Source organism: Arthrobacter sp. E1SS-5, from assembly GCF_057073715.1.
Window position 1 is genome coordinate 853,908 of the sequence record NZ_CP172703.1, and the last position, 26,734, is coordinate 880,641.

24 protein-coding genes and 1 pseudogene are annotated in these 26,734 nt (G+C 65.7%); 16 read left to right on the plus strand and 9 right to left on the minus strand.

The window, feature by feature from the left end:
* Nucleotides 1–43: 43 nt before the first annotated feature.
* Complete coding sequence (locus ACIGJD_RS04065; protein WP_483688405.1) at nt 44–1,390, plus strand: MFS transporter; 1,347 nt, start codon at nt 44–46, stop codon at nt 1,388–1,390.
* Between the two features lie 30 nt (nt 1,391–1,420).
* Nucleotides 1,421–2,227 carry a triose-phosphate isomerase family protein gene (locus ACIGJD_RS04070; protein WP_483688406.1) on the plus strand — a complete coding sequence of 269 codons (807 nt, stop codon included), beginning with the start codon at nt 1,421–1,423 and terminating at the stop codon, nt 2,225–2,227.
* On the opposite strand, the gene ACIGJD_RS04075 is transcribed toward ACIGJD_RS04070, so the two are convergent.
* Both ACIGJD_RS04075 and ACIGJD_RS04080 read right to left on the minus strand, forming a co-directional pair.
* The gene (locus ACIGJD_RS04075; protein WP_483689426.1) at nt 2,185–2,667 is read right to left on the minus strand and encodes an SRPBCC family protein; all 483 of its coding nucleotides are present in this window, start codon (nt 2,665–2,667) and stop codon (nt 2,185–2,187) included. The two genes, ACIGJD_RS04070 and ACIGJD_RS04075, sit on opposite strands and share 43 nt — an antisense overlap.
* A complete protein-coding gene (locus tag ACIGJD_RS04080) occupies nt 2,667–3,023 on the minus strand; it encodes an ArsR/SmtB family transcription factor (RefSeq protein ID WP_483689427.1) in 357 nt (118 codons plus the stop codon). The genes ACIGJD_RS04075 and ACIGJD_RS04080 overlap by 1 nt, the downstream gene beginning before the upstream one ends.
* 155 nt (nt 3,024–3,178) lie before the next feature.
* Between ACIGJD_RS04080 and ACIGJD_RS04085 the strand changes: the two genes are divergently transcribed.
* From ACIGJD_RS04085 to ACIGJD_RS04125, 9 genes are all read left to right on the plus strand, one after another.
* Nucleotides 3,179–3,583: a tautomerase family protein gene (locus tag ACIGJD_RS04085; protein ID WP_483688407.1), complete on the plus strand. Its 405-nt coding sequence runs from the start codon at nt 3,179–3,181 to the stop codon at nt 3,581–3,583.
* A gap of 188 nt (nt 3,584–3,771) precedes the next feature.
* Complete coding sequence (gene iolC, locus ACIGJD_RS04090; protein WP_483688408.1) at nt 3,772–4,782, plus strand: 5-dehydro-2-deoxygluconokinase; 1,011 nt, start codon at nt 3,772–3,774, stop codon at nt 4,780–4,782.
* Nucleotides 4,779–5,717: a Cgl0159 family (beta/alpha)8-fold protein gene (locus ACIGJD_RS04095; protein WP_483688409.1), complete on the plus strand. Its 939-nt coding sequence runs from the start codon at nt 4,779–4,781 to the stop codon at nt 5,715–5,717. Before iolC ends, ACIGJD_RS04095 begins: the two co-directional genes overlap by 4 nt.
* 2 nt (nt 5,718–5,719) lie before the next feature.
* Nucleotides 5,720–7,696 (plus strand): 3D-(3,5/4)-trihydroxycyclohexane-1,2-dione acylhydrolase (decyclizing), encoded by a 1,977-nt coding sequence (gene iolD / locus ACIGJD_RS04100; protein ID WP_483688410.1) that lies wholly within the window; start codon nt 5,720–5,722, stop codon nt 7,694–7,696.
* Nucleotides 7,697–7,728: 32 nt separating this feature from the next.
* Nucleotides 7,729–9,243, plus strand: a complete 1,515-nt coding sequence (locus ACIGJD_RS04105) for a CoA-acylating methylmalonate-semialdehyde dehydrogenase (RefSeq protein ID WP_483688411.1) — start codon at nt 7,729–7,731, stop codon at nt 9,241–9,243.
* A gap of 34 nt (nt 9,244–9,277) precedes the next feature.
* Nucleotides 9,278–10,189: a sugar phosphate isomerase/epimerase family protein gene (locus tag ACIGJD_RS04110; RefSeq protein ID WP_483688412.1), complete on the plus strand. Its 912-nt coding sequence runs from the start codon at nt 9,278–9,280 to the stop codon at nt 10,187–10,189.
* A gap of 30 nt (nt 10,190–10,219) precedes the next feature.
* A complete protein-coding gene (locus ACIGJD_RS04115) occupies nt 10,220–11,233 on the plus strand; it encodes a Gfo/Idh/MocA family protein (RefSeq protein ID WP_483688413.1) in 1,014 nt (337 codons plus the stop codon).
* 73 nt (nt 11,234–11,306) lie between these two features.
* Nucleotides 11,307–12,182, plus strand: coding sequence for a sugar phosphate isomerase/epimerase family protein (locus tag ACIGJD_RS04120; protein WP_483688414.1), 876 nt, complete (start codon nt 11,307–11,309; stop codon nt 12,180–12,182).
* Nucleotides 12,179–13,609: a sugar porter family MFS transporter gene (locus ACIGJD_RS04125; protein ID WP_483688415.1), complete on the plus strand. Its 1,431-nt coding sequence runs from the start codon at nt 12,179–12,181 to the stop codon at nt 13,607–13,609. Before ACIGJD_RS04120 ends, ACIGJD_RS04125 begins: the two co-directional genes overlap by 4 nt.
* 188 nt (nt 13,610–13,797) lie before the next feature.
* Here ACIGJD_RS04125 and ACIGJD_RS04130 read toward each other — a convergent pair whose 3' ends face one another.
* A complete protein-coding gene (locus ACIGJD_RS04130) occupies nt 13,798–14,814 on the minus strand; it encodes a sugar phosphate isomerase/epimerase family protein (protein ID WP_483688416.1) in 1,017 nt (338 codons plus the stop codon).
* Nucleotides 14,815–14,999: 185 nt separating this feature from the next.
* Nucleotides 15,000–15,449, minus strand: coding sequence for a MarR family winged helix-turn-helix transcriptional regulator (locus ACIGJD_RS04135; protein WP_483688417.1), 450 nt, complete (start codon nt 15,447–15,449; stop codon nt 15,000–15,002).
* A 168-nt stretch (nt 15,450–15,617) separates the two neighbouring features.
* Between ACIGJD_RS04135 and ACIGJD_RS04140 the strand changes: the two genes are divergently transcribed.
* Nucleotides 15,618–16,823 (plus strand): MFS transporter, encoded by a 1,206-nt coding sequence (locus ACIGJD_RS04140; protein ID WP_483688418.1) that lies wholly within the window; start codon nt 15,618–15,620, stop codon nt 16,821–16,823.
* Here ACIGJD_RS04140 and ACIGJD_RS04145 read toward each other — a convergent pair.
* The 3 genes from ACIGJD_RS04145 to ACIGJD_RS04155 are packed head-to-tail and all read right to left on the minus strand — an operon-like array spanning nt 16,820 to nt 19,544.
* A complete protein-coding gene (locus tag ACIGJD_RS04145; RefSeq protein ID WP_483688419.1) occupies nt 16,820–17,836 on the minus strand; it encodes a LacI family DNA-binding transcriptional regulator in 1,017 nt (338 codons plus the stop codon). The genes ACIGJD_RS04140 and ACIGJD_RS04145 overlap by 4 nt on opposite strands.
* A 56-nt stretch (nt 17,837–17,892) precedes the next feature.
* Nucleotides 17,893–18,786 (minus strand): 5-deoxy-glucuronate isomerase, encoded by an 894-nt coding sequence (gene iolB, locus ACIGJD_RS04150; protein WP_483688420.1) that lies wholly within the window; start codon nt 18,784–18,786, stop codon nt 17,893–17,895.
* 17 nt (nt 18,787–18,803) lie between these two features.
* Complete coding sequence (locus ACIGJD_RS04155) at nt 18,804–19,544, minus strand: GntR family transcriptional regulator (RefSeq protein ID WP_483688421.1); 741 nt, start codon at nt 19,542–19,544, stop codon at nt 18,804–18,806.
* A 293-nt stretch (nt 19,545–19,837) separates the two neighbouring features.
* On the opposite strand from ACIGJD_RS04155, the gene ACIGJD_RS04160 reads away from it, so the two are divergent.
* Both ACIGJD_RS04160 and ACIGJD_RS04165 read left to right on the plus strand, forming a co-directional pair.
* Nucleotides 19,838–21,256 (plus strand): sugar porter family MFS transporter, encoded by a 1,419-nt coding sequence (locus ACIGJD_RS04160; protein WP_483688422.1) that lies wholly within the window; start codon nt 19,838–19,840, stop codon nt 21,254–21,256.
* Nucleotides 21,257–21,402: 146 nt separating this feature from the next.
* The gene (locus ACIGJD_RS04165) at nt 21,403–22,539 is read left to right on the plus strand and encodes an LOG family protein (RefSeq protein ID WP_483688423.1); all 1,137 of its coding nucleotides are present in this window, start codon (nt 21,403–21,405) and stop codon (nt 22,537–22,539) included.
* A 39-nt stretch (nt 22,540–22,578) separates the two neighbouring features.
* Here the strand turns inward: ACIGJD_RS04165 and ACIGJD_RS04170 are convergent, their stop codons facing one another.
* Nucleotides 22,579–23,724 (minus strand): VIT1/CCC1 transporter family protein, encoded by a 1,146-nt coding sequence (locus tag ACIGJD_RS04170; RefSeq protein WP_483688424.1) that lies wholly within the window; start codon nt 23,722–23,724, stop codon nt 22,579–22,581.
* 265 nt (nt 23,725–23,989) lie between these two features.
* Here ACIGJD_RS04170 and ACIGJD_RS04175 point away from each other — a divergent pair, with 265 nt between their 5' ends.
* Nucleotides 23,990–24,217, plus strand: a complete 228-nt coding sequence (locus ACIGJD_RS04175; protein WP_483688425.1) for a hypothetical protein — start codon at nt 23,990–23,992, stop codon at nt 24,215–24,217.
* A gap of 97 nt (nt 24,218–24,314) precedes the next feature.
* On the opposite strand, the pseudogene ACIGJD_RS04180 reads toward ACIGJD_RS04175, so the two are convergent.
* Nucleotides 24,315–25,834 (minus strand): annotated as a pseudogene (locus tag ACIGJD_RS04180) (sodium:solute symporter family protein).
* A gap of 260 nt (nt 25,835–26,094) precedes the next feature.
* Between ACIGJD_RS04180 and ACIGJD_RS04185 the strand changes: the two are divergent.
* A complete protein-coding gene (locus tag ACIGJD_RS04185) occupies nt 26,095–26,670 on the plus strand; it encodes a helix-turn-helix domain-containing protein (RefSeq protein WP_142030339.1) in 576 nt (191 codons plus the stop codon).
* The last annotated feature ends 64 nt before the right edge of the window (nt 26,671–26,734 follow it).

Sequence of the window (26,734 nt, forward strand, 5' to 3'; positions counted from 1 at the left end):
GGCCCCCGGGTATCACCAACGTCACCACTCGAAGGAGAGTGTTGTGTCCGAAACCACCGCAACATCCAAGGAGCTTCTGGCCCGTCCGGTCCTGAAGTCCGCGATCTTCAAGGCGGCCCGCCGGCTCATGCCGATGCTGGTCATCCTGTACGTCGTTTCGTTCCTGGACCGCACCAACGTCGGCTTTGCCGAGGCGGCGCTGGGAACGGACAAGGGAGTGTCCGCCGCGGCCTTCGCCCTGGGCGCGGGCATCTTCTTCATCGGCTATGCGATCTTCGAGATCCCCAGCAACCTGCTGCTTAAGAAGGTGGGCGCCAAGATTTGGCTGGCACGCATCGCCATCACCTGGGGCATCGTCTCGGCGTGCTTCGCCTTCGTGCAGGGCGAGACCTCGTTCGTGATCCTGCGGTTCCTCCTGGGCGTGACCGAAGCCGGCTTGTTCCCGGGCGTGATCATGTACCTGGCCGAATGGTTCCCCAATAAGGTGCGCGTGCAGATGTTCGCCATCTTCTACCTGGCCCAGCCGTTCTCCCAGATGATCGGCAACCCGCTGTCGGGCTGGCTGATCAACATCGGCGACCAGGTGCCCGGCCTGCGCGGCTGGCAGGTGATGTTCTTCGTCGAAGGCATGCTGGCCGTCCTGGCAGGTATTGCGGCCTTCTTCTTCCTGATCAATGGCCCGGAGAAGGCCAAGTTCCTCAGCAACGACGAGAAGTACGCGTTGAAGGAAGTCATGGCACTGGAAGACACCGTGAAGGACGAGCACGGCCCGCGCGGCATCCTCGCGGCGCTGCGCAACGGCCGGGTGTGGTACTTCACCGTCATCTACTTCTGCCTTCAGGTCGCCGTCTACGGCGTGACGTTCTTCCTGCCGCAGCAGGTGTCCTCGCTGACCGGGCAGAAGGTGGGGCTCGCCGTCGGCCTCCTGATCGCCGTCCCGTGGTTCTTCGGCATCTTCGCCTGCTACTTCATCGGCAAGGCAGCGGACACCGTAGCCAAGCGCCGCAAGTTCGGCACCATCCTGTTCATCTCCACCGGCCTGTGTATCTTCGGGTCGGCCTGGGCGGGAACCAACCACCAGCCGGTCCTGGGCATGATCTTCATTACCTTGGCAGTCTGCAGCTTCCTGGCCGTCGGTCCCGTGGTGTGGTCCTATCCCACCGCGTTCCTGGCAGGATCGGCTGCTGCCGCCGGCATCGGCCTGATCAACTCCCTGGGCAACCTGGGCGGCTTCGTGGCCCCGATCCTCCGGACCGCCGTCAATGAAGCCACCGGCTCCCCAACCGGTTCCATGGGCGTCTACGCCCTGGGTGTCCTGCCGTTCGTGGCGGCGGCGATGATGTTCGCCACCCGGCGGTTCAAGAACAAGGCCGACGACCTGCTCGACTGAGCAGGCCCGCACCATCAACGCAAGGAAACCATGAGCACCTCCGGCAGCAACGCAGGCAACGGCACCCTCTACGTCGGTGTCAGCACCAAAATGTACCTGGGCTACCAGGCAAGCCTGCGCTGGCTGTCGGAGGTGCGCTCCATTGTGGACGAAAGGCCGGGACTGGCCGCTGATTCGCCGGTCCGGGTCTTCGTCATCCCGTCCTTCCCGGTCCTGGAACCAGCCGGCCGGATCCTGGCCGGGTCGTCCGTCCTGCTTGGGGCGCAAAACTGCGCCTGGGGGGACGGGCCGCTCACCGGGGAAGTGAGCCCCGGCATGCTGGCCGAACTCGGCGTCTCACTCGTCGAAATCGGCCACGCGGAACGCCGCAAACTCTTCGCCGAGGATGACGCCGTGGTGGCACGCAAGGTGCGTGCCGCCGTCGGCCATTCCCTCACCCCGCTGCTCTGCATCGGGGAGCCGGACAGGCTCGACGCCGGAGCTGCCGCCGCCTTCTGCATCGGGCAGGTCCGGGCCGCCACGGGCGGCGACACCGCACTGCTCGGCCGCCTGGTCCTGGCCTACGAGCCGGTTTGGGCCATCGGCGCACAGGAACCTGCCCCGCCGCAGCACGTGAATGCCGTCCTGGCACAGATCCGTGCCGAGTTGGGCCCGGACTGCCCCCTCATCTACGGCGGCAGCGCCGGCCCCGGGCTGCTTCCCCAACTGCCGGCCGCGGACGGACTCTTCCTGGGCCGCTTTGCCCACGACGCCGCCAACCTGGGCCGCGTCCTGGACGAAGCCCTCGTCCTTGCTCAGACCCGCGCGCCCGCCAATAATTCTTCAAGCCGCTCGTAGCCTTCGCTCAAGCCGCCTTCCATTCCCGACTGCGCCATGCCATCACGCGCCTCCTGGCTGGGGTACACCGAGTGCCCCCGCAACCGCGTACGTCCGTTGCCCAGGTCCTCGAATGTCATGAACTCCAGGCTCACCACATCCGGGTACCCGCCGAACTCGAAGGTCTGCAGGGCAAACTCGTTCTCGCGCACTGTGTGGAAGATGCCACGGAACTCGTACGGCACCCCGTCGGGACCGGTATGGATGTACCGGTAGCTCCCGCCCGTGCGGAAATCGTAGTGGTCCATGTCCATCTTCATGCCCCGCGGGCCCAGCCACTGGACAATCAGGTCCGGCTCTTTGTGTGCGCGGAACACATCCGCCACCGGGAAGTCGAACTCGCGCTCGTAATCGATAAAGGGAACGCCCTCAGGAACGCTGAGTTTCAGGGAATTGCTCATCATGACTCCTTGGAGGATTGGCCGCCGCTCGCGGCCGCCTGTGATGCCAGCGCGGCGTCGAGGTTGCGGAACTGACTTTCGCGGACCAAGCGGTACTGGTCAATCCACGCAGTAAGTGCCTCAAGCCGTGCCGGGTTCAGGTGTACGGGCCGGCGCTGGGCATCCCGGCTGCGGGTGACCAGTTGCGCCTGCTCGAGTACCTGGATGTGCTTCGAGACTGCCTGCTTGGAAATCTCGAACGGGTCCGCAAGTTCATTGACGGTTGCCGGACCCTTGCTCAGCCGGGCGATGATGCTGCGACGCACAGGGTCTGCCAGGGCCAGGAAAGCCGCATTCAGAGCCACGTCGTCGGACATTGCGCCGGCCTCTCGAATCTTAATCAACCAAATCCTTTATCAACCTTTTGATTGATTAATGCTAGGTCCTGCCATGTCCTCGACGCAAGGGGGCCTTGTTTCTTCCAAAGTCGCTTTGTTAGTATGTCAGTACAAACTAACAAGGGAGAAGCCTTATGCCACTGGTACGCATCGACGTCAACGAAGGGCGCACCGCCGAGGACCTGCAGCAGCTCAGCCGCGGAATCCACGACGCCATCCTGGCCGAGTACGGCATTCCGGAGCGCGACTACTTCCATATCCTCACCGAACACCCGCAGGGCCAGATCTTCGCCCAGGATGCAGGGTTGGGATTCGAGCGCACCGGGGGAGTAGTGATGATCCAGATCTTCACCCAAGGCGGACGCTCGCAGGAGGCCAAGCAGCGGCTGTTCGCTGCAGTTGCCGAAAAGCTCGCCGCGGTGGGAGTTGCCGGCGAGGACGTGTTCATCGGCTATGTGGAAAACACGGCCGGGGACTGGTCGTTCGGCTTCGGCAAGGCCCAGTACGTGACGGGCGAATTGGCGGTTCCCAAGAAGTAGCCTGCGTGCCCATCGATTGGGGGATGGGGCCCCACCAACTTCTGTTGTAAGTATGTCAGTACAAACCTTTGACAGGACATTCGATCTAGGGCAAAGTAGTGCCTGTGGCCCACACCACGGCCTGCCAGTTCCGGAACTCCTGCCCCTCAAAGGATTCGAGTTCCACACCAGAAAGGTCCACGATTCACGTGACCCACGAGCTTCTTACGATCGGGCGCATCAGCGTTGATATCTACCCGAACGACATCGGGGTTGGCCTGGAGGAAGTCAATTCCTTCGGCAAGTACCTGGGCGGTTCGCCGTCGAACGTCGCTGTTGCCGCTGCCCGCCACGGGCGCCGGACCGCCGTCATCACTCGCACCGGGGACGACCCCTTCGGCGCCTACCTGCACCGCGAGCTGCGCAAGTTCACTGTGGACGACACCTTCGTGACGCCGGTCAAAGACTGGCCCACGGCCGTGACGTTCTGTGCCATCAAGCCGGCGACGGACGAGTTCCCACTGTACTTCTACGGCCGGTTCCCCACCGCCCCTGATTTGCAGATCAAGGCTGAAGAACTGGACCTGGCCGCTGTCCGCAATGCCGGGATCTTCTGGTCCACCGTGACGGGGCTGTGCCAGGAGCCGTCCCGCAGCGCCCACATCGCCGCCCACGAGGCCCGTCCCCGCACGGGGCTGGCCGAGGGGCAGTTCACCATCCTGGACCTGGACTACCGGCCCATGTTCTGGGCCTCGGAGGAAGAGGCACGTGCCGAGGTGGCCAAGGTCCTGCCGCACGTTACGGTTGCCATCGGCAATGACAAGGAATGCGCCGTCGCCGTGGGGGAAGGGACCCCGGATGAGCAGGCGGACCGATTGCTGGCTGCCGGCGTGGAAATCGCCGTCGTCAAGCTCGGCCCTGAAGGCGTAATGGCCAAGACCCGCACCGAACGTGTTGTGTCCGCGCCGGTCCCGGTCGAGACCCTGAACGGCCTGGGTGCCGGCGACTCCTTTGGCGGCGCCTTCTGCCACGGGCTGCTGTCCGGCTGGCCCCTGGCCCAGGTCCTGGACTACGCCAACGCTGCGGGTGCCATCGTCGCCTCCCGCCTCTCCTGCGCCGATGCCATGCCTACGCCGGACGAGGTTACCTCCCTGCTGGCCGAACGCGGCCGCCCGGTTCCCGGCACCGCTCAGCTTGCCACCGAAGGAGCATCACTGTGACCCTCACACCCCTCGCCTCAAACAGCGCCGTGGACGATGACCCGCGCCGCTACGAGCACCTGAGCACCATCCGCCTCGAGGACCCGGACGCCGTCGCCCGCGCCGCGAAGGCCCGCCGCCGCCACCCGGGCGTGAAGGCAGGCCGCCAGAACTTCATCGTCGCCGCCGACCACCCGGCCCGCGGCGCCCTCGCCGTCGGCAACGATCCCGTGGCCATGGCTGACCGCCGCCAGTTGCTGGACCGGCTGCAGATCGCGCTCGCCAACCCCGCTGTGGACGGTGTCCTGGCCTCCCCGGACATCATGGACGACCTGCTGCTGCTGGGTGCGCTGGACGGAAAGCTGGTGTTCGGCTCCATGAACCGCGGCGGGCTGTCCGGGCTGGTCAACGAGTTCGATGACCGGTTCACCGGCCACACCGCCGCCGCCCTGAAGGAACTGGGCGCCGACGGAGGGAAAATGCTCACCCGCATCTGCCTGGGCGACCCCGACACCGTAGCCACCCTGGAAGCCACGGCCCGCGCCATCGACTCCCTGGCCGAACGGAAGCTGATCGCCATGGTGGAGCCATTCCTGTCCGTCCGCGAAAACGGCCGCGTCCGCAACGACCTGTCCACCAACTCCGTAATCAAGTCCATCGCGATCGCCGAGGGCCTGGGGTCCACCAGCGCCTACACCTGGATGAAGCTTCCGGTGGTGGCGGAGATGGAACGCGTCATGGCCGCAACCACCATGCCCACCGTCCTTCTGGGCGGTGACCCGGACGGATCCCAGGACGAGGTCTTCGCAACCTGGGGCGCCGCGCTGGCACTGCCCGGCGTGCAGGGCCTCACCGTGGGCCGCACCCTGCTCTACCCCGCTGACGGGGACGTCGCCGGCGCCGTTGCCGCGGCTGCCTCGCTCCTGCACCACACCACAGAAATCCCGGAGAACTAGCAATGGGCACAACACCAGGAACGCGCAGAATGACGGTGGCGCAGGCCGTCGTCGAATACCTTTCCCAGCAGTACACCGTGGACTCGGTGGGCGGCGTCGAGTACCGGGAACGGCTGATCCCGGCCACGTTCGGTATTTTCGGGCACGGCAACGTGGCCGGCGTGGGCCAGGCCCTGAAGCAGTACCAGCAGCAGGATCCCACCCTGATGCCGTACTACCAGGGCCGGAACGAACAGGCCCAGGTGCACCAGGCCGTCGGGTATGCCAGGCACACCCGCCGCCGCCAGACCTATGCGGTCAGCACGTCGATTGGCCCGGGCTCGTCCAACCTGCTGACGGGTGCCGCGCTGGCGACGACCAACCGCCTGCCGGTGTTGCTGCTGCCCTCGGACACGTTCGCCACCCGCGCCGCGGACCCTGTCCTGCAGCAGCTTGAGCAGCCGTACGCGTACGACATCACCGTCAATGACGCGTTCCGGCCGCTGTCAAAGTTCTTTGACCGGGTGACCCGGCCCGAGCAGCTGTTCTCCGCGTTCCACCACGGCCTGCGTGTCCTGACCGACCCGGCCGAGACCGGCGCTGTCACGATTTCGCTGCCGCAGGACGTCCAGGCCGAAGCCTTTGATGTCCCGGAGGAGTTCCTGGCCGAGCGGGAGTGGCGGATCCGCCGCCCCGACGCGGACGACGAGGACATCGCCCGCGCCGCCGCAGCCATCCGCGCCGCTAAACGTCCGCTGATCATCGCCGGCGGCGGCGTCCTCTACGCCTTCGCCAACGAGGAACTGGCCAGACTGGCCGAGCTGACCGGGATTCCGGTGGGCAACACACAGGCCGGCGTCGGCGTCCTGCCCTGGGACCACAAGTTCTCCCTCGGCGCCATCGGCTCCACCGGCACGACGGCGGCCAACGCCATCGCCGCCGAGGCTGACCTGATCATCGGCATCGGCACCCGCTACGAGGACTTCACCACCGCGTCCCGGACCGCGTTCCAGAACCCGGACGTGAAGTTCGTGAACATCAACGTCGCCCCGATCGACGCGTACAAGCACGGCACGCACCTGCCGATCGTCGCCGACGCCCGCAAGGCCCTGGTCAAGCTCAACGCAGCCCTGGGCGGCTACCGCGTCGGCGCCGACCTGGAGCAGGAGATCGAAGCCGAGAAGAAGCGCTGGAACACCACCGTGGACGAGGCCTTCGACACCCGCTACACCCCGCTGCCGGCGCAGAACGAGATCATCGGCGCCACCAACCGGGCCATGGATGCCCGGGACGTCGTCATCTGCGCCGCCGGCTCGCTGCCCGGTGACCTGCACAAGATGTGGCGGGTCCGCGACCCGTTCGGCTACCACGTGGAGTACGCCTACTCCTGCATGGGGTACGAAATCCCCGGCGGCCTGGGCGTCAAGCGTGCAGCGATCGCCGAAGCGCAAAGCACGACGGCGGCAGGCGCGTCGGGCGATCAGGTGCGGGACGTCGTCGTGATGGTGGGGGACGGCTCCTACCTGATGATGCACACCGAACTGGTCACCGCCGTCGCCGAGCGCATCAAGCTGATCGTGGTCCTGATCCAGAACCACGGCTACGCCTCCATCGGCTCCCTGTCCGAGTCCCTGGGCTCGCAGCGGTTCGGTACCCAGTACCGGGCGCTGAACGAGGAGCAGCACAGCTTCGACGAGGGCGAGACCCTGCCCGTGGACCTGGCCCTGAACGCCGAGTCCCTGGGCGTCAAGGTCATCCGGATCGAACCGGGGGAGAAGGTCATCGCTGAACTGGAGCAGGCTATCCGCGACGCCAAGGCCGCCCCGGAAAACAGCGGACCGATCCTGATCCACGTCGAATCCGACCCCCTGTTGGACGCGCCGTCCTCCGAGTCCTGGTGGGACGTCCCCGTCTCACAGGTCTCCGAACTGGAGTCCACCAAGCAGGCGTTCCAGACCTACGTCGACCACAAGTCACGCCAGCGCAAACTGCTGGGCTAACCATACTTTTTCACTACTCAAGGAAGAGTCCCATGACTGCCACCACCACCGAAACCACGGTCATCAACCACTTCATCAACGGCGCCGAGACCGCCGGTGAAGGCGACCGCACCACGAGCGTGTACAACCCGGCCACCGGTGCCGTGTCCGGCGAACTGCGCCTGGCCAACCGGGCCGACCTGGACACCGCCGTCGCCGCCGCCCGCAAGGCCGCCGATGCCTGGGGTGACATCTCCCTGGCCAAGCGCACCGCCGTGCTGTTCAAGTTCCGCGAACTTGTTGCCGCGCACGTTGACGAACTGGCCCAGTTGGTCACCGCCGAGCACGGCAAGGTCCTCTCCGACGCCAAGGGCGAGATCGGCCGCGGCCTGGAAGTGGTGGAGTACGCGTGCGGGATCCCCACCCTGCTCAAGGGCGATTACTCGGACCAGGTCTCCACCGGCATCGACGTCTTCTCCTTCCGCGAACCCCTCGGCGTCGTCGCCGGCATCACCCCGTTCAACTTCCCCGTGATGGTGCCGCTGTGGATGGCCCCGATGGCGATCGCCACCGGCAACGCCTTCATCCTCAAGCCCTCCGAACGGGACCCCTCCGCCTCCCTGCTGCTGGCCAAGCTCTGGAAGGAAGCCGGCCTGCCCGATGGTGTGTTCCAGGTCCTCCACGGCGACAAGGAAACCGTCGACGGGCTCCTCACCCACCCGGACGTGGACGGCATCAGTTTTGTTGGTTCCACCCCGATCGCGCAGTACGTCCACGAAACCGCCACCCAGCACGGCAAGCGCGTCCAGGCCCTGGGCGGGGCGAAGAACCACGCCATCATCCTTCCCGACGCCGACCTGGACAACGCCGCCGACCACCTTGCAGCCGCCGCGTTCGGCTCAGCAGGCGAACGCTGCATGGCCATCTCCGTCGCCGTCGCCGTCGGGGACGCCGCCGACGCCCTGGTCGCCAAAGTCCAGGAACGGGCCGAAGCGGTCAAGGTCAACAACGGCACCGAACCCGACGCCGAAATGGGCCCGGTCATCACCCCCGCCTCCAAGGAACGCATCGTCAAGATCGTGACCGAAGCCGAAACCGCCGGCGCCGCCATGGTCGTGGACGGCCGCGACCTCGTGGTCCCCGGCCACGAGAACGGCTTCTGGGTCGGTCCCACCGTGATCGACCACGTCAAGACCGAAATGACCGCCTACAAAGAAGAGATCTTCGGACCCGTCCTCGTGGTGGTCCGCGTGGACACCCTGGAAGAGGGCATCACGCTGATCAACGCCAACCCTTACGGCAACGGCACCGCCATCTTCACCTCCTCGGGAGCCGCTGCCCGCAAGTTCCAGCGTTCGGTGACTGTGGGCATGATTGGCATCAACGTGCCCCTGCCCGTCCCCGTGGCCTACCACTCCTTCGGCGGCTGGAAAGCCTCCCTCTTCGGCGACAAGCACATCTACGGACCCGAAGGCGTGAGCTTCTACACCCGCGGCAAGGTGGTCACCTCCCGCTGGCCCGAAACCCACCACGCCTCCGGCGCCTCCTACAACTTCCCCTCCAACTAGTCCCCGCGCCCGCAAAGAGAGAGACAACGCTGTCATGACTGAGAACAAGCTGATCATCGGCACGGCGCCGGACTCATGGGGTGTCTGGTTCGCGGACGACCCCAAGCAGACCCCGTGGGAACGCTTCCTCGACGAGGTGGCCGAATCCGGCTACAAGTGGATCGAACTGGGTCCCTACGGCTACCTTCCCACCGATCCCACCCGGCTGGCAGAGGAACTGAAGCAGCGCGACCTGCAGATTTCCGCCGGCACCGTCTTCACCGCGTTCCACCGCGGCCTGGACCAGTGGGAGACGGCCTGGGAGCCGGCCCGCAAGGTCGCCGAACTGACGGCAGCAATGGGCGGCGAGCACATCGTGGTCATCCCTGCCATGTGGCGGGACGACGTCACGGGCGAGGCAGTGGAGAGCGGCACCCTGAGCGAAAAGGCATGGGACGATCTGTTCGCGGGCCACAACCGCCTGGGAAAGACCCTGCTGGAGGACTTCGGCCTGAAGCAGCAGTTCCACTCGCACGCCGACTCCCACGTTGGCGCGCAGCAGGACATCGAGACCCTGCTCGGCGCCACAGACCCGCAGTACCTGAACCTCTGCCTGGACACCGGACACGCTGAGTACTGCGGAGCGTCCAGCCTGGACCTGATCAAGAACTATCCGGACCGGATCGGCTACCTGCACCTGAAGCAGATCAACCCGGAGATCCTCAAGAAGGTCAACGAGGACAACATGACGTGGGCCGCCGCCAACCTGGCCGGCGTCATGACCGAACCGCCCAACGGCCTGCCCGACCTGCGCGCGGTCGTCGAAGCTGTGGAAGCCCTGAACCGTCCCATCTTCGGCATCGTGGAGCAGGACATGTACCCCGTGGCCTTCGACGTTCCCATGCCCATCGCCAAGCGCACCCGCAACTACCTGCTGTCCTGCGGCTCCCGCACCGCCGTCAGCTAATCCGTTCCAGACACCAAAAGGACCAGAACAATGACTGAAAACCTCCGCGTCGCCGTCATCGGCGCAGGCCGCATGGGCGCCGACCACATCCAGCGCCTCAACAAGCGCATCCACGGAGCCGAAGTTGCCGCCGTCGTCGACGTCGACCTCGCCCGCGCCCAGGCCGCCATTGAAGGCATCCCCGGAGCCGTGGCCCTGGCCGACGCCGAAGAGGCCCTCAACAACGGCGACGTCAACGCCGTCCTCATCGCCACTCCCGGCTTCCTGCACGAGGACATCCTGTTCAAAGCCCTCGCCAAGGACATCCCCATCCTGTGCGAAAAGCCCCTCACGCCCGACGCCGAATCCTCCTGGAAGATCGTCGAAGCCGAGGTGGCACTGGGCCACAAGCGCATCCAGGTGGGCTTCATGCGCCGCTTCGACGCCGAATACGCCACCCTGGGCTCGATCATCCGCAACCACGAACTGGGTGAACTGCTGATGCTGCACCACCAGCACCGCAACCCGAGCACCCCCGAGGGCTTCACCAACGAGATGCTCATCAACGACTCCGTGGTCCATGAGTTCGACGCGATCCGCTACTTCACCGGTGAGGAAATCACCAGCGTGCAGGTCCGCCTGGGCAAGGCCACCCGGAACGCTCCCAACGGCCAGCACGACCCCCAGCACGTCCTGGTCGAAACCGAGTCCGGCGTCCTTGCCGACGTCGAAATCTACGTCAACGCCAAGTTCGGCTACGAGGTGGCCACCCAGGCCTCCTTCGAAGACGGCATCGTCAGCATCGGCGGCGACAAGGGCCCCTACACCCGCAGCTCGGGCCGCTGGGGCGGCAACGTCACGCCCGGCTTCGAAGAGCGCTTCGGCGCCGCTTACGACGTCGAAATTCAGTCATGGGTGGACGCGGCACTTAAGGGTGAGATTGGCGGCCCCTCCGCCTGGGACGGGTACGCCACCGCTGCGTGCTGCGAAGCAGGCGTCGAAGCGCAGAAGAACGGCGAAAAGGTCGCCGTGAAGCTGAACGCAAAGCCCGACCTCTACAAGTAAGACCGGAAAGGGGACGGAGCCATCCGTCCCCTTTCGTGTCTCCATACCTTTTGAGCCACAATGGAGTGTTTACGTGAAAATCGCACTTGATCCCACCCCGTTCCACCACTCGCACAGCCTGCTCGAGTTCCCCAAGGTGGTGGCGGACCTCGGCTACAAGTACATGCAGATGACCCCGCACGCGGACTTCATCCCGTTCTTCAACCATCCGAAGGCGGACGATGAACTGGTGGGCCAGCTCAAGAAGGCCTGCCGGGACGCCGGAATCGAAATTGCCTCCGTCCTGCCGGTGCTCCGCTGGTCCGGGCCGGACGAGGACGCCCGCGAGGCAGCTGTCCGCTACTGGAAGCGCGCCATCCAGATCGCCGTGGACCTGGGCGTCAGCACCATGAACACCGAATTCAGCGGCCGCCCCGAAAAGGCCGAGGAATCCGAGCGCGCGTTCTACCGCTCCATGGAGGAACTGCTGCCCATCATCGAGCACGAAGGCATTGACCTGCTGATTGACCCGCACCCCGACGACTTCGTCGAGGAAGGCCTTGCCGCCATCCGCGTGATCCGCGGCGTGAACTCCAAGAACGTGGGCATGGTCTACGTGGCCTCGCACAGCTTCCACATGAAGAACTCCCCGCTGGACATCATGCGTGCAGCAGGGGACAAGCTGCGCCTGGTCCACGTGGCGGACACCATGAACCACCACGCCTCCCACGGCCTGCGCTACATCACCAACCCGCCGGGCAATCCGGTCCGTGTCCACCAGCACCTGAAGATCGGCGACGGCGACGTCAACTGGGATGAGTTCTTCGGCGGCCTGAAGGAGATCGGCTTCCTGGACCGCGAGGACACGGTGATGGTGTCCAGCGTCTTCGCCGAGGACGAGAACGCCGAAGACGTCTCCCGCTACCAGCTGGAGACCATGAAGCAGTACGTCCAGAAGGTAAGCGTATGAGTTCTCCCGCGCATACCGGGGCGAAACCCGGCAACCACAAGCGGGCGCTGCGGACCGTCACCATCATTTCCACCTTTGGCGGCCTCCTGTTCGGCTACGACACCGGCGTGATCAACGGCGCCCTGCCGTACATGCAGGAGGACCTGGGCCTCACCCCGCTGACCGAAGGCCTGGTGACTTCGTCCCTGCTGTTCGGCGCGGCCTTCGGCGCCCTGTTCGGCGGACGTCTCGCGGACCGCAACGGCCGGCGCCGGATGATCATGGTGCTGGCCGTCATCTTCCTTGTGGGGACCCTGGGTTGCACGTTCTCGCCCAACACGGAAGTGATGATTGCGGCCCGTTTCATCCTGGGCCTCGCGGTGGGCGGCGCGTCGGTGACCGTACCGGTGTACCTGGCCGAGGTTTCGCCGAGCAACCGGCGTGGCCGGATCGTCACCCAGAACGAACTCATGATCGTCACCGGGCAGCTGCTGGCCTTCATCTTCAATGCCTACCTGGGCAACTCGTTCGGTGAGTCCCACGGCATTTGGCGCTGGATGCTGGTCATCGCCACCCTGCCCGCCATTGCACTGTGGATCGGGATGAACTTCATGCCCGAGAGCCCACGCTGGTTGGCTTCGATCGGCAGCTTCGGCGAGACGCTGGGTGTGCTGCAGCGCATCCGGTCCCAGGAAGAGGCGCGGAAGGAGTTCGAGGAAGTCAAGGCCATGGCCGTGGAGGACTACAAGTCCAAGATGGGCTCATGGAAGGACCTGGGCATCCCGTGGCTGCGCCGAATCTTCGTGGTAGGCCTGGGCCTCGCGGTGATCCAACAGATCACCGGCGTGAACTCAATCATGTATTACGGAACCCAGATCCTCTCGCAGTCCGGTTTCGGCCGGGAAGCGGCACTGACAGCCAACATCGCAAACGGCGTGATCTCGGTCCTGGCCACCTTTGTAGGCATCTGGCTGCTGGGCAAGGTGGGCCGGCGCCGGATGCTGATCACCGGCCAGGCAGGCACGACGACGGCGCTGCTGCTCATCGGCCTCTTCTCCATGATCCTGCCGGAAGGCACAGCCAGGGGCTTCGTCATCTTGGCGCTCACCGTGACGTTCCTGGCGTTCCAGCAGGGCGCCATCTCCCCGGTGACGTGGCTGATGCTCTCGGAAATCTTCCCGCTCAAGATCCGTGGCCTGGGCATGGGCGCTTCGGCCTTCCTGCTGTGGATCGTGAACTTCCTGATCGGGTTCGGCTTCCCGCAGCTGCTGGCCGCTATCGGCATCTCCAACACGTTCTTCGTGTTCGCCGTCCTTGGCGTGGGTGCCATCGCCTTCGCCGCCAAGTATGTTCCGGAAACCAAGGACAAGAGCCTGGAGGACCTGGAGCATTACTTCAAGAACGTTGCAGGCAGCAAGTCCCAAGCGGCCGGGGCCGCAGTTCACTGACGGTACGGCCAGCCAAGCCATAACCACGCCCGCTCCACCACCCCACACCCACCCCACACCCCCTTGAGCATCGCTCAAGGGGGTGTGGCTCGTTTCCGCGGTCAGTTTCGTTGTGGCGTTGTCCGGTTAAACATGAGGAGGGGCGGCGCAAAAACGCGCCGCCCCTCCTGTTGTTGGTGCCGGGATTGTCAGGCAGGGTCGAAGGACGCTGAGAGAGCCGCGTCAGCGTCCTTCAGGACCTTCGCAGCAACCTTGAGCCCCTCGATCCGTCCAAGGGAGACGTCCTCGTGCTCGATGTTGACCAGCATGTTCGGATCCACCTCGTGCAGTGCGCGCAGGAACTCGGTCCAGTACGCAGTGTCATGGCCGCGCCCCAGGGCCACGAAATCCCAAGCGGAGTCCTTGGGCCAATCATTCACCCATTCGTCTCCGCCGAGGTTGGTGCGGTTTTCATCCGGGGAAAGGCGGCGGAAGCTGTTGTCCAGTACGCCGTACAAGGCGGCGTTGCCGGAGTTGATCCGGACGTCTTTGGCCGCGGCCTGGAAGACAAGAGGCCCGAGTTCGCGTACCACGGCCACCGGGTCCATCTGCTGCCAAAACAGGTGCGAGGCGTCCAATTCGACCCCAACATGGGTGGCGCCAGTGAGCTCGATGAGTTTACGGACATCGGCGGTGTTGAACACAATATTTTGGGGATGGAGTTCCAGGGCCACTTTGACCCCGTGGTCTGCTGCAAGGCGGTCCGTTTCCCGCCAGAACTTCGCCGCAACTTCCCACTGATAATCCAGTACGTCAAGGGCTGCTGAGTTCCAGGCATTGACCACCCAGTTCACCACGGTTGCACCTGGTTCGCCGCCCGGGAGGCCTGACATGGTGACCACCCGGTCATGGCCAAGGCGCTGGGCCAAACGGATGGAGCGACGGATGTCCTCGGCATGCTTGCCGCCAATTTCGGGCCTGGGGTGCAGCGGGTTGCCGTTGCAGTTCAGGCCGGCGATGGACACCCCGGTGCCTTCAAAAATCGCAAGGAAGTCGTCGCGGGCTGCGTCGCTTTCGAGGATCTGTTCCATCGTCGGAACGTGCACCGGGGGCAGGAAACCCCCCGTGTTGATCTCGATGCCCGTCAACCCCAGATCCGCAATAACCTTCAAGGCTTCAGGGAGGGGTCGGTCGTGGAGGATCGCGTTGTAGACGCCGAGTTTCATACCAATACCTTCTTCCGTTGTTCAGCGCCGACTCCGCATGCTTTAGAGCGCTCTAATCGAAACTACTCAAAGACTAGGTATGTACGTATGTCCTGTCAATAGGTTTGTGCGTCCGCGCCTGGATGGTCGGAAAAGATGGCCGAAGTAGGGGTCCAGCCAGCTGTCCGGAGGCTAAGTGGCTCCGGTCAGGATGCTGCATGCAGCTTGGGGAGTGCGTCCACCAGCGGTGCCAGCTCCGGAATGGCCATTGCCTCCTCGAGGGCACGCTCCAAGGTGGCGTCGTGCACCGGCCGCGCTTCCGCGAGCAAACTGCTCCCGCTGCCAGTCAGTTCGGTGTAAATGCCCCGGCGGTCGTCGTCGCACAGGATCCTGGTCAGCAGGCCGCGGTCCTCCAGCCGGTTCACCAGGCGGGTGGTGGCGCTTGGGCTCAGGGCGGTAGCGCGGGCCAACTGCTGCATCCGCATGTGCCACCCGTCCTGCCGGCTAAGGGCATCAAGGACCGTGTACTCCACCACGGAAAGCTTCGACTCTGCCTGGAGGGAGCGTTCCAGTTCGTTTTCAATCAGCCCGTGCAGGGCCGCGAGGGTACGCCAGCCCTGCGCGCGGACCTCGACTGCGTCGTCCCTAATGCCCATGCTTGCTCCTTACGGGTTGGCTCCGGGAGGAGCAACCGGTAGCCCGAAAATAGATAGTTGCTTGCGCGGGATATTTGCATGTGCAACAATAAATGCCGCGCCTGCAACTATCTTAGGCGTTATCCCTTCAGGGGAACAACCACACTTACAGCTCAAAGGAGCATTCGCATGCCTGTTGGCCTGATAGCACTCGCCCTGGGCGGGTTTGGCATTGGACTTACCGAATTCGTCATTGCCGGCCTCCTCCCGCAGGTCGCGGCCGACTTTGGGGTCAGTGAAGCGTCGGCGGGCTGGTTCATCTCCGGCTACGCCCTTTCCGTGGTGGTGGGGGCCTTGGGGCTGACGGCTGCCGTGACGCGCTTCGAGCGCAAACCTGTGCTGGCCGCCCTGCTGGTGCTGTTCATTGCCGGCAACCTGCTCTCCGCGACGGCCGACGGATACTGGCCCATGATGCTGGGCCGGGTCATTGCAGCACTTTCGCACGGCGCCTTCTTCGGGATCGGGGCCGTGGTGGCGGCGGGAATGGTCCCACCTAGCAAGAAGGCCGGCGCCATCGCGCTGATGTTTACGGGTTTGACCGCGGCCAACGTTCTGGGTGTGCCCTTCGGCACGCTGCTGGGCCAGGCGGCCGGGTGGCGCGCCACCTTCTGGGCCATAACCGTGATTGGCGTAGCCGCGCTCGCCGGTATCCTGGCGCTTGTACCCAAGTCCGCCGGCGCAACGGAAGAGGCGGGCAGCCTCCGCTCCGAACTCCGCGCCTTCCGCTCCGGACAGGTATGGCTGTCCATCATCGTCACCATCCTGGGCTTCGGCGGGATGTTCGGCGCGTTCACCTACATCGCCTACACCCTCACCGAAGTATCCGGTTACAGCGCTTCCGCGGTGCCGTGGCTGCTCATTCTCTTCGGCGTGGGCCTCTTTGCGGGTAACACCCTGGGTGGAAAGGCCGCCGACCGCAATGTGGACCGGACGCTCCTGGTGGTGCTCGCCGCGCTGACAGTGGTCTTGGTGGCGTTTGCCCTCACGGCCGCCAATCCCGTCCTGACGGTCATCTCCTTGGTGCTCATGGGAGGCTTTGGCTTTGCCACCGTGCCGGGCCTGCAGATGCGCGTGAAGAAGTACGCCCCAGCGGCTCCCACGCTCGCTTCCGGCGCCAACATCGGCGCCTTCAACGTGGGCAACGCCCTGGGTGCCTGGCTGGGCGGCGTCACCATCACCGCCGGATTCGGCTACACCTCACCCATCTGGGCCGGCGCACTGATCACCCTTGCGGGCCTGGCCGTCATGGCCTTCGCCGCGGCAGGCGCGAAGCGCAGCGAAGGGCATGGGCGGGCCCACATGCAGGAAACGGCGGCGGAATTGGCAAGCCGCTAGGCGGCAGGATCCGAGGAGCGGCGCACCATCAGGGCCGGCTCCAGCTTCCGGGTGGCGGCCGGTCCTGCAGCACCGGCAATCCGGTCCAGCATGGTTTGGGCCGCCAGTCGGCCCAGTTCCCCGGCGTGCTGGTCGATCGACGTCAGGGCAACCAGCGGCGAGGCTCCCGCCTCAATGTTGTCGCAGCCCACCACCGCCATATCGCCCGGAATGGAGAGCCCGCGGGACACCAGCGCTTCCATGATGCCGATGGCGGTCAGGTCGTTATGCGCAAAGACTGCGGTGGGGAGCGTGGCGCCGGAATCCAGGAACTGCTCCATCACGGCCCGGCCCCCGCGTTCGGTCATGTCGCTGTGGACCAGCTGTGGTTCCAGGCCGAACTCCTGCATGGCGTGCAGGTACCCGTTGCGGCGGTCCGCGTAAGGGAGCCAATCGGAGATGTCGAAGTGCGCGATCCGCCGGTGCCCCAGGTGGTACAGGTGCTCTACCGCGAGTGCGCCGGAACGGAAGTCGTCGGTCAAGACCGAATCAACGCCGTCGACCTCCATCTGCCGGGTGATGACGACGGCGGGCGTCCCCCGCAGCGCCGCGGCCAGTTCCGCGGAGGTGCCGGTGTACCCGGCCAGCAGCACGCCATCGACGCGCAGGTCCACGAAGGAGCGCACGGCCTCCAGTTCGGTTCCGGGGTCGGCGGAGCCGACGGCGACCATCACCTGGTTGCCGCTGCCCGCCAGGCCTTCCGTGATGCCGTCATAGATGTCGGCGAAGACGGAGTTGTGCAGGTCGAGGAACAGGACGCCTACGGTTTTGGTCTGGTGGCTTGCCAGCCGGCTGGCCAATCTGTTGGGGGAGTAGCCCAGGGCGGCAGCGCTTTCCAGCACCGCCGTCCGCTTTGCGGGAGAAACGTTGGGGGACTCGCGCATCACCAGGGACACCAGGGCGCGGCTCACTCCAGCATCGCGTGCCACGTCCTCCATGGTCACCGACCGTGGGGAAGGGGTAGTCTGTTTCACAAAAACCCACTATGCCAGCCCGCTGCCGCCAGTCCGCCGAGCCTGGGCCGCCCGTGTCAGGCCCCGAACGGCAGCCGGGGATCGATATTCTGGCTTTCCCAGGTCTGCCGGACCCAGCCGTGGTGCGGGTCGTCGCTGATCAGCCACTCGCGCACCGGCCCGGGGCCGGCCATCACGTTCAAGTAGTAGAGGTCGTACCCCGGCGCCGCCATGGCAGGGCCATGCCAGCCGTAGGGGACCAGGACAACGTCTCCGGTGCGCACCTCGGCCGCGACGTCGATGGGGCGATCGTCGGAGGCGTAGACGCGCTGGTAGCCCATGGCGTCCGCGTCGGCGGGTGCGCCGGAGCCCGAGGCCACCTGGGTCTCGAAGTAGTAGATCTCCTCGAGGGAAGTCTCGCCGTCCTTCTCCTCGTCATGCTTGTGCGGAGGGTAGGACGACCAGTTCCCGGCAGGCGTGAGGACCTCGCAAACGATGAAGCGGTCGGCTTCCAGCGCCGCGGGCGTGCCAAAGTTATGGACTTGGCGTGAGCAGTTGCCTGCGCCGCGCAGTTCCACCGGGGTTTCGGCGGCGGACACCAGGCGGGTGGGGTAGGACTCTTTCGCGGGCGCGGTGGCCACGGCGACGCGGCCGCCGTCCGCTGAACTGATGCCCACGGCGCGCCCGGTACCGGAGTACAGCACGTCACTGGGGCCCGAGAATACGGAGGCGCGGCCTTCCAACGGGTAGTCCGTTCCGTCGACGGTCACGGTGAAGGACCCCTTGAGGGGAACCACAATGCGTTCCTCGTCCGCGGCGGGAAGTTCGACGGCGGCGCCCGCGGCCAGGGTGGCCACCTTCAGTCCCGTGTGGGCCCAGCCGTCCACGCTGAGGGAGGAATCGGAGGTTCCGATCGAGACGTCCCATTTACCGTCGGCTGCGGTGCCCAGGGGGTATACCCAGTTGGTCATGGAGTTGGCTCCTTGGATTATCGCTGTACGAGAGTCATTTCAAAGCTGTAGGAATCGGCGCGGTACACGTGGTGGCCGGTTTCAACGCGCCGGCCGGTATCGTCCACCGCGGTGCGTTCCATGGTGACCAGCGCAGACCCGGCGGCGGTGTCCAGCATGGAGGCCTGATAGTCATCGGCGGTCTTGGCCCCGATGCGCTGGGTGGCCAGCCGGAAGTTCACGCCGCCGCGGCGAAGGATGGAGTAAAGGCCTTCGGCCTGCAACATTGCCTCATCCATGTCGGCAATGTCGTCGCGCACCCAGTTCTCCATGAGGGCCAGTGGCTTGCCGCCCACCTTGCGGAGCCGGGTGAAGTGGTACACCTTGGAGCCCGCGGGCAACTGCAGGGTGGCGATGGTGGCGTCATCGGCGTCTACATGCGAGAAACTCAGGACCTCGGTGGTGGGCTTTTTCCCGTTGTTCGTGAGGTCGTCATAGAGGCTGGACAGCTCCAGCGGGCGGCGGACCTGGCTGGAAACCACCTGAGTGCCTACACCGCGCTTGCGCACCAGCAGTCCGGACCGGACCAGTTCGTCCATGGCCTTGCGCATGGTGGGACGGGACAGGTTGAGCTGGGCTGCGAGGTCGATCTCATTGTCCAGCCGGCTGCCGGGCTCCAGTGCTCCGCTGTAGATCGCCGCTTCGATGCCCTGGACCACCTGGTGGTACAAGGGTACGGGGGAGGAACGGTCGATGCTGAGTCCCAGGTTGTTCGCCACGATGCGTTCCCTTGTCTTCCGTCGATGCGCGCCGTCCGGTCGGGAGAGGGGCGCCTGCAGGCACTTTGCCGCTATATGTTCGCTTGATAGGACATACTTCCTTCCTTGATCGTAGCAGGCGCGCCCCGAGGGTCAAGGGTGCCGGCCCTGCGGCGCTGGAACACGGGCGGAATTAAATTGTGCTGACATTAAGACTTTCTATTGACGCCGGGTATTAGAGCGCTCTAAAGTCAGTGGCACGCATCACATTCCTGACCGGCCCGCCGGTCCCCGAGAGAATTTGAGAGGCAACAATGCTGTTGCAGAAACAAACCCAGAGCCCGTCCGGCACCCAGCGCCGCGGTTACCTCGCCCGGCTCACAGTCATCTCCACCCTGGGCGGCCTGCTCTTCGGGTACGACACCGGCGTCATCTCCGGCGCCCTGCTGTACATGAACGACTCCCTCAACATGACCGCCGTCGAGGAAGCAACCGTGGTGAGCGCCCTGCTGTTCCCCGGTGCCGCCGTCGGCGCCCTCACCGGCGGCCGCATGGCAGACAAGCTGGGCCGCCGCGGCTCCCTGCTTGTCTGCGCCCTCCTGTTCCTGCTCGGCGCCATGGGCTGCGCCCTGGCACCGAACGTGACCTTCATGATTGCCGCCCGCATCGTGCTTGGCCTGGGCGTGGGCGCTGCCGCCGTGACCTGCCCGCTGTACCTGGCGGAAATGGCGCCGGCCCACCTTCGCGGCCGCATGGTGACCATCAATGAGCTGATGATCGTGACCGGCCAGATGCTCGCGTTTGCCATCAACGCCCTCCTGGACGCGCTGATCCACGACAACGAGGTCTGGCGCTCCATGTTGGGCATCGCCTCCGTTCCCGCGCTGGCACTGCTCGCAGGTATGCTGATGCTTCCCGAGTCACCCCGCTGGTACGCCATCCGTGGCCGGCTCGAAGACAGCCGCCGCGTCCTGAACCTCAGCCGCAGCCCGCAGGAGGCAGCCGCCGAGTTCGAGGAAATTGCCTTGGCAGCCCGCACTGCCAAGGAGGAACGCGGCCACGCCCTCCGCGACCTGAAGAACAACCCCTGGATGCGGCGCCTGCTTTGGATCGGCATCGGCCTGGCCGTTGTCCAGCAGGCCACCGGCATCAACACCGTCAACTACTACGCCCCCACCATCCTTGAAAAGAGCGGGCTTGGCGTCAGCGCCTCGCTCGTGGCAACCATCGGCGTGGGCGTCACCTCAGTACTCATGACCATCCTGGGCATCTGGTTGCTGGGCTTCGTCGGCCGCCGCAGGATGCTGATCATCGGCTTCTCCGGCGTAGTGGGCTCGCAGGCGCTGCTGGCCATCGTCTTCCTCCTGCCGCAGTCGGACCTGGCCAGCTACACCATCCTGGCAGCCATGATGCTGTTCGTGGCCTTCGTCCAGTGCTTCATCGGCACCTGCGTCTGGCTCCTGCTCTCCGAGATGTTCCCGCTGGCCATCCGCGGCTTCGCCATGGGCATCGCGGTCTTCGCCCTCTGGACCGTCAACGCCGCCATCTCCTTCCTGTTCCCCATCGTGGTCAACGCGCTCGGCTCCACGGGCACCTTCGGCCTGTTCGTCCTGGTCAACCTCGCATCCGTGGCCTTCGTGGCCAAGTTCGTCCCGGAGACCAAGGGCCACTCGCTCGAGGACCTCGAAGCGCACTTCCGCGACGGTGAAGTGCCGGCAAAGGTCGGCGCCTAGCAACATCAGGCCGCCACGCACCGCGGGGCTGGACCCGCTTTTCCGGCATCAACCGGACGGGCGGGTCCGGCCCCGTGTTTTGCCTTGGGTGGCTAGGCTGGCTCCATGACCAGGACTTCGCTGATTGGCAACGCGGGGCAGCAACCATGAATTTCGCCGGAAGCCTTGGTCCCCGCCCGCGCACACTGGAAGTCCAAGACCTGGCCAGCTTCGACCGCCTGGTGGCCGGCGGCGCCGTCAACCTGCACGGCTGGCATGCGCAGTCCCTGGACCTGCGGGGCCGCTCGGCCGAACTGAAAAGCGTGAGCGTCGAGGGTGCAATGTTCCTGGGCTGCATCTTTGACGACGGCATGGATGGCTACCTCCGGAGCCGCGGGGCCCTGATCTTTCCCAGGCTGGAAGGCGTCCCGTTCGATCCCTACCGGGCCGCCCTGTATTCCCCGGCTGAGCTGTACGCCGGGCTGGCCACGTCCCCGTACGAGGAGGTGCCGGACGCGCGCATCTACCACTGGAGCATCCAGCCCGGCCAGCGGCACCGTGTTGACTCAACCCTGGCCTCCGCCCTGCACGACCATGCCATCGGGGACGCGCTGGATGAGCTGACCCGCTCCGGAACGTGGGCCCGCCGGTCCATCGTCGGCGTGATGGGCGGACACGCAGCGCCGCGCGGCAGCCGCGAGTTTGCGGAGGCGGCGCGGCTGGGCAGGCTGCTGGCCCTCGAAGGCCGTTCGGTGGCCACCGGCGGCGGACCGGGTGCCATGGAGGCGGCCAACATGGGGGCATACCTCAGCCAGGCGTCCGACGGCGACGTGCAGGCGGCCCTGGCCACGCTCGCCGCTGTTCCCGGGTTCCGTCCCTCGGTGTCGGGGTGGGCGCGTGCGGCCGCCGCCGTCGTCGAACGCCATCCGGGCGGGACGCCGTCGCTCGGCATCCCCACCTGGTTCTATGGGCACGAGCCGCCCAACTACTTCGCCACGCACATCGCCAAATACTTCGCCAACGCCATCCGCGAGGCCATCCTGCTGGAACTGTGCCACGGTGGAATCGTCTTCCTGCCCGGCGCCGCCGGCACCGTACAGGAGATCTTCCAGGACGCCTGCGAAAACTACTACGGAGCCCGCGAGAAGGTGGCTCCCATGGTCCTGGTGGGGCGGCAGCACTGGGAGCAGGAGTACCCTGCCTGGCCCATGCTGCGCAGCCTTGCGGCCGGCCGGGCCATGGCGGACTACATCCACCTGGTGGACACGGTGGATGAAGCAGTGGAGGTCCTCCGGGAACGCTGAACGTTACCGAAGGACCTCCACAAAAGCCGGTGCCTGCTGCTAGCCCACCGCCGTGCCGAACAGCAGGCCCAGCAGGTACGTGATGGCAGCCGCGCCCAGGCCGATGGCCAGCTGGCGCAGGCCGCGGGTCAGCGGGGACGTGCCGGACAGCAGGCCGACGGCGGCACCGGTCGCCAGGAGGGAAATGCCCACCAGGGCCCCTGCGACAACCAGGGCCGCGACGCCGGTCATACCGAACAGGAACGGCAGGATGGGGATGATGGCGCCGGAAGCGAAGAAGCAGAAACTGGACAACGCGGCCCCCCAGGCCGTGCCCACTGCCTCGTGCCGGTCCTCTTCCTCCGCAAGTTCCGGCTGCAGGGACAGGCTGGGATCGCAGTCGCAGGACAGCTGGCCCGTGCGCTCGGCAACCCGGTGTTCAGCCGCTTCCCGGGACATCCCGCGGGCCAGATACACCAGGAGGAGTTCGTTGTTCTCAAGGTCCAGTTTGGGCGCTGCCGCCAGGGTGATCTGGGTCGGACGGGTGGCGGCGAGCAGTTCGCGCTGGGAGCGGACGGAGATGAATTCCCCTGCGCCCATGGACATGGCGCCGGCCAGGAGCCCGGCGATGCCGCTGAGCAGCACCACGCTGCTGGCCACGCCGGACGCGGCCATGCCCATCACCAGGGACAGGTTGCTGACCAGGCCGTCGTTCGCACCGAAGACGGCCGCGCGGAACGTGCCGGCCAGTCGGTTGCGGCCGCGGGTTGCCAAGCCACGGACCACTTCCTCGTGGATCTGCTCGTCGGCGGCCATGGCGGGAGTGGCGTTGGGGTCCTTGGCGTAGGGGGAGCGGCCCTCGGCGCGCTGGGCAAGGGCCAGCACGAACACGGAGCCGAAGTGCCGGGCCAGGAATCCCAGGAACCGGCTTCGCGCCGAGGCCCGCCTGGGCTTGCCGGCGTGCTCACCGAGCAGGGCCAGCCAGTGTGCTTCGTGCCGGCCTTCGGCCTCGGCCAGGGCCAGGAGGATGGCGCGCTCTTCCCCCTCACGGTTCTGGGCGAGGTCACGGTAGACAGCGGCTTCGGCGCGCTCATCGGCCAGGTACTGGCGCCACCGCTTGATGTTCGACGGCGAGGGCTGGGCTTGCACGGTTGCGGAGGCCTCCTGGGGCATGGCATGGGAACCGGATTGGGCGTGCTGCGGCACTGGTACTCCTGGGCTGGAAAGGGCATGTTTTCGCGCCTTTGCCCTGCCAGCCTACTGCGGTTTTCCGGCGTTTTTTGGCTGGCAAACCTAGCTGGAAAGTTTCGGTTTGCCTTAAAACACAGGCCCCTGGTGCCGGTTTCCGGGGCCTTTTCCCGAGGCCCCGGCGGCTATTGACCCGTCCGCCCGGCCGGTGCTGTGATGAAGGTGTGGCGCAGGCTGCGCCCTCCTGAAAGAGCACGTCAGGCGAACCTACGGAGGTTGAATCATGAGCACCACCGGACAGCACCCGGACATGCCGCACCTGGACGCCGTGGAAGCGGACCCCGCCTACGATTACGCCGAGGATGCACCGGTAGACGATGCGGACTGGGACGCGGAGGACGCGTTGATCGATGAGGAAGAACCGGTGGTCCAGCCGCCGCCGGTGGTCATCGACGCCGAGGACCGCGAGGTCCCGCTGGATGACGACGAGCCCCGCGACACCCAGAGCTAGGACACAGGGGAGTAGGACTTACGACGGCGGCACCTCCTTTCGCAAAAAGCGAAAGGAGGTGCCGCCGTCGTGCGTTATATGTTTTTGCCTTTGAGGGTCAGCGGCCGGCGAGGACTTCCTCGGGAGCGTCCTCGGGTTCCTGTCCCGAAACGCGACGCTGCCAGGCCTGCATGACGGCGGGGTCCGTGGGCCGGGTGAACAGTGACGCCGCAATGTAGACAACGGCCGAGGCGATCAGGCCGTAGTAGATGGGTTCGTTGGCATAAACGCCGTCAAGGGGTGCCTTGGCGTTGATTTCCAGGATGATCATGGTTCCCAAAGTCACCACGGAGCCCACCGCCATGGAGGCCGCGGCGGCCAGGCCGGTGCCGCGCTTCCAAACGAGGCCGCCCAGGATGGCCACCAGGAGCCCGCCCACCAGGATGTCGTAGGCGATGGTCAGGGCCGCAACCACGTCCTTGGTGATGATCGCAATGACGATGGCCAGGATCCCCAGGACGAGAACCCAAATGCGGTTGGCCTTGACGTCGTGCTCCGGGTTTTCGGTGTCGCCCGTGTTGACCTTCTTGCCGAACCACCCGGCCACGAACGGCAGGACATCGGCGCGGGCCACGGTGGCGGCGGCGATAAGGGCGCCGGACGCGGTGGACATCATGGCGGCCACGGCTGCCGCCAGGACCAGGCCGCCGATGCCGACGGGGAGCAGGTTCTGGGCAACCTCCGCGTACACGTCGTCCTTGGCGGCGATCTTGACGCTGGACAGCGCCACGTTGGCGGCCATGCCGATCAGGGCCCCGGCCACGCCGTAGAGGATGCAGTAGATGCCAGCCGTCGCGCCGCCCCACCGGGCCACCTTGGGGGTTTTGGCGGTGAATACGCGCTGCCAGATGTCCTGGCCGATCAGCAGGCCAAGGGTGTAGACGACGAAGTAGGTGATGATCGTCTGGACGCCGATGCCATCCATCTGGAAGAAACTGGCGTCCACCCGGCTGCGGATCCCGTCCAGGCCGCCGGCCGCGTTCAGGGTGAACGGGAGCATCAGGAAGAAGATGCCCACGGTCTTGATGGCGAACTGCACCTGGTCCGCCAGGGTGATGGACCACATGCCGCCGATGGTGGAGTACACCAGAACGATGGCGCCGCCGATGGCAATGGCCAACGCCCGGTCCAGGCCGAACAGCACCACGAAGATGGTGGCGTAGGCGCCGGTGGAGGTGGCGCAAAGCATCAGGGTGTAGGCGAGCATGACGATGCCCGAGGCTTCCGTTGCCCTGCTCCCGTAGCGGAGGGTGAGCATCTGGGACACCGTGTAGATCTTCAGTTTCTGGATGGTTCCGGCGAAAAGCAGGCTCAGCAGGAGGACGCCGGCGCCGATCGCCACCACCAGCCACATGCCGGAGATGCCGAATTTGTAGCCGAGTCCCACGCCGCCAACGGTGGAGGCTCCGCCGAGGACGACGGCGGCCATGGTTCCGGTGTAGAGGAAAGGCCCCAGACGGCGCCCGGCAACCAGGAAGTCGTGTTGTTCCTGGTGCGGGACTTGCCCCACCAGCCGAAGGCCAGCATGGCGAGAAGGTACACCACCACGATGGCGATGTTGATGGCACTTGCATCCATAGATGGCTCCTTGGAGCTGTTGGGCGCCGGGTGTGGGACCGGGGGCGACGCCGCCCGGAACCGCCGCGGACGATCTGAGACGGCTCCTGATATTGCCCTATAGGCAACAGGAGTTTCCATAGACTAGAGTGTGACGGCGGCAACAGTCAAGGAGGGGAGCGACTGCGGATCGCCCGTGTGGCGCCGGTGCGTCACAAAAGCGGCGGCCACTAGTATGGCTCCAGAGCGGAGCCGGGCGGCCGGCCATGAAAGGTTCGTAGATGAAGGCACTGCCAGTTGAGCCCAGCAATGTCCCGGTTGCCATCGGCTCCAGGATCCGGGCCGCCCGGCAGTCCCAGCGGCTCACCATCGAGCAGGTAGCCGACGCGACCGGGCTGACCAAGGGTTTCCTGAGCCGGGTGGAGCGGGACCTTACCTCGCCGTCGGTCGCCTCCTTGGTGACGCTGTGCCAAGTGCTGTCCATTTCCATTGGCGACCTTTTCGCTGCCCCGGAGACCCACCTGACCAAACGCAACGACGGGCCGCGGATCTCGCTGGGCGGCCAGGGCATCGTGGAACGGCTGCTGACCGCCCGCTCGGAACGGCGGGTCCAGATCATCCAGGCCGTCATCGAGCCGCATGGCCGCGGCGAGTCCGAGCTCTACGCTGTGGACTGCGACGTGGATGTACTGCACGTCATCAAGGGGTCCATCAAGCTGATCCTGACCAATGAGGAATACGACCTCGACACCGGAGATACCGTTACCTTCCCTGGCCGCGAGCCCCACACCTGGGTCAACCCCACGGACAAGCCGGTCGAGGTGCTCTGGGTCCTGGTCCCCGCCGCGAGCCGGTAGCCCTTTCTTGGGCTGTGCGTTCCTGCCCAGTTGCCTCTGGTTGCCCGGATGTGACTGCGCCTCC

Bases quoted from the DNA above. Each gene is read 5' to 3' on its own strand.
- ACIGJD_RS04135 (WP_483688417.1), bottom strand. From the start codon at position 15,449: ATGGGCATTAGGGACGACGCAGTCGAGGTCCGCGCGCAGGGCTGGCGT.
- iolD (WP_483688410.1), top strand. From the start codon at position 5,720: ATGGGCACAACACCAGGAACGCGCAGAATGACGGTGGCGCAGGCCGTC.
- ACIGJD_RS04110 (WP_483688412.1), top strand. From the start codon at position 9,278: ATGACTGAGAACAAGCTGATCATCGGCACGGCGCCGGACTCATGGGGT.
- ACIGJD_RS04070 (WP_483688406.1), top strand. From the start codon at position 1,421: ATGAGCACCTCCGGCAGCAACGCAGGCAACGGCACCCTCTACGTCGGT.
- ACIGJD_RS04130 (WP_483688416.1), bottom strand. From the start codon at position 14,814: ATGAAACTCGGCGTCTACAACGCGATCCTCCACGACCGACCCCTCCCT.
- iolB (WP_483688420.1), bottom strand. From the start codon at position 18,786: ATGACCAACTGGGTATACCCCCTGGGCACCGCAGCCGACGGTAAATGG.
- ACIGJD_RS04085 (WP_483688407.1), top strand. From the start codon at position 3,179: ATGCCACTGGTACGCATCGACGTCAACGAAGGGCGCACCGCCGAGGAC.
- ACIGJD_RS04075 (WP_483689426.1), bottom strand. From the start codon at position 2,667: ATGAGCAATTCCCTGAAACTCAGCGTTCCTGAGGGCGTTCCCTTTATC.
- ACIGJD_RS04115 (WP_483688413.1), top strand. From the start codon at position 10,220: ATGACTGAAAACCTCCGCGTCGCCGTCATCGGCGCAGGCCGCATGGGC.
- ACIGJD_RS04105 (WP_483688411.1), top strand. From the start codon at position 7,729: ATGACTGCCACCACCACCGAAACCACGGTCATCAACCACTTCATCAAC.
- ACIGJD_RS04175 (WP_483688425.1), top strand. From the start codon at position 23,990: ATGAGCACCACCGGACAGCACCCGGACATGCCGCACCTGGACGCCGTG.
- ACIGJD_RS04125 (WP_483688415.1), top strand. From the start codon at position 12,179: ATGAGTTCTCCCGCGCATACCGGGGCGAAACCCGGCAACCACAAGCGG.
- ACIGJD_RS04165 (WP_483688423.1), top strand. From the start codon at position 21,403: ATGAATTTCGCCGGAAGCCTTGGTCCCCGCCCGCGCACACTGGAAGTC.
- ACIGJD_RS04080 (WP_483689427.1), bottom strand. From the start codon at position 3,023: ATGTCCGACGACGTGGCTCTGAATGCGGCTTTCCTGGCCCTGGCAGAC.
- ACIGJD_RS04140 (WP_483688418.1), top strand. From the start codon at position 15,618: ATGCCTGTTGGCCTGATAGCACTCGCCCTGGGCGGGTTTGGCATTGGA.
- ACIGJD_RS04160 (WP_483688422.1), top strand. From the start codon at position 19,838: ATGCTGTTGCAGAAACAAACCCAGAGCCCGTCCGGCACCCAGCGCCGC.
- ACIGJD_RS04185 (WP_142030339.1), top strand. From the start codon at position 26,095: ATGAAGGCACTGCCAGTTGAGCCCAGCAATGTCCCGGTTGCCATCGGC.